Origin of the sequence: Collinsella sp. D33t1_170424_A12, from assembly GCF_015554865.1 — a bacterium.
In the GTDB taxonomy this organism is placed as follows: Bacteria; Actinomycetota; Coriobacteriia; order Coriobacteriales; family Coriobacteriaceae; genus Collinsella.
On sequence record NZ_JADNJJ010000210.1, the window covers coordinates 1 to 1,812 of the forward strand.

The following is a 1,812-nucleotide window of genomic DNA, read 5'->3' on the forward strand; positions in this document are numbered from 1 at the left end:
CTGCACCTCGACCACGGTACGTATGAGAACTGCCTTGAGTGCATCGAGGCCGGTTTCACCTCCGTTATGTACGACGGCTCCCATGAGGAGACCTTCCAGATCAACCTCGAGCGTACCGCCGAGATCGTGAAGATCGCCCACGAGAAGGGCATCTCCGTCGAGGCCGAGGTCGGCGGCATCGGCGGCGTCGAGGACGGCGTCGTGGGCCAGGGCGAGATCGCCGATCCCGAGGAGTGCAAGCAGATCGCTGCCCTCGGCGTCGACTTCCTCGCGTGCGGCATCGGCAACATTCATGGCGTGTACCCCGAGGACTGGGCCGGTCTGTCCTTCGACGCCCTGGCCGCTATCAAGGAGGCCGTGGGCGATCTGCCGCTCGTTCTCCACGGTGGCACCGGTATCCCGGTGGACCAGATCCAGAAGGCCATCTCGCTCGGTGTTTCCAAGATCAACGTGAACACCGACCTGCAGCTCGTCTTCGCTGCTGCTACGCGCGAGTACATCGAGGCCGGCAAGGACCTCGAGGGCAAGGGCTTCGACCCGCGCAAGATCATCAAGCCCGGTCGCGAGGCCATCGTCGCCCGCGCCAAGGAGCTCATGGAGGAGTTCGGTTCCGTTAACAAGGCGTAGCCGTTCTTCCATCGTGTTTCAAGTAAAAGCCGCCGTGCCTCGTCGCACGGCGGCTTTTCTTGTCTGTGATACCCTGGGTGCGATATGAGGGCGCGCGGCCTTGCGTGACCCATCCGTGTTGGGAAGGGGAGAGCTATGAGCATCAAGACGGTGAGCCCCGAGGAGGGGCGCCTCATTACATGCGGGCCGCTCGCCTGCGACGGCATCGCGCGCAATAGCGATTACCGCGAGCTGGGCGTCGGGCTCCCGCCCGAGATCGCTCGCCTTAAGCAGGCCGGTTATCTGGACGCCGCCCGCGCCGCCTGCCTGCGCGCGCTGGATGTCGCTGAAACTCCCGAGCTGGCAGCGTGTCTGCGCGCCGAGCATCACCGCATGGGGCGCCTTGCGCGGCAGTACAGCGTCTCGTTCGACCGCGCGCTCGAGCTCATCCGTGCCGAGTGGCCCGAGTTCACCCGCGCGCAGTTCGACGAGCTCATCGAACGCAAGCGTATCGACTGGCGCTTCATCGAGGGCGAGCCTCGCGTGCTCGAGAACTTCCTCGATTCGCTGCGCGTGTACCCGTTGGAGGTGCCGGGCCTTCGCGAGGATGATCCGTCGGATACGACGACGCGCGATGCGATGCTCCTGCGCATGCGTGAAGAGGGCGGGGCGGCGTATCGCATCACAGCCCGCGCATGCATCTCGGTCCCCGGCGCCCTGCCCGGCGAGGCTGTACGCGCCTGGCTTCCGGTGCCCGCGGCTGCTCCGCAGCAGTCCCAGATCGAGATCCTGTCGATGACGGAGGGCGGCGTGGTCGCCCGTGCCGACGCGCCCGCACGCACCATTTTCTGGGAGTCGACGGAGCGCCGATCTTTCGAGGTGACCTATCGTTATCGAATCGATGCGCCCTATATCGATACCTGCGCGCCCGCGCCCGCACGCCGCGTGAACGCGCCCGCACCCGGGCCCGAAGACCTGTGCGAGCTGGCGCCGCATGTGGTGTTCACGCCGTATCTGCGAGCGTTGACGGCGCGCGTCGTCGATGGCATCGAGCGCCCGATCGATCGTGCCCGCGCCATCTACGACTACCTCACGCGCACGGTCGATTATCGATATCAGCCGGATTACGCCCAGCTCGACGCCATCGCCGACGGCTGCCTGAAATCGCTGCGGGGCGACTGCGGTGTGATGGCGCTCGCTTTCATC

2 protein-coding genes are annotated in these 1,812 nt (G+C 65.9%); both read left to right on the plus strand.

What is annotated here, in order from left to right:
- Positions 1-627 (plus strand): class II fructose-bisphosphate aldolase (locus I2E26_RS08680; protein ID WP_195420408.1); only part of this gene is annotated, 627 nt, incomplete at its 5' end.
- A 135-nt stretch (positions 628-762) separates the two neighbouring features.
- On the plus strand, positions 763-1,812 hold a 1,050-nt coding region (locus I2E26_RS08685; RefSeq protein WP_195420409.1), incomplete at its 3' end, for a transglutaminase domain-containing protein.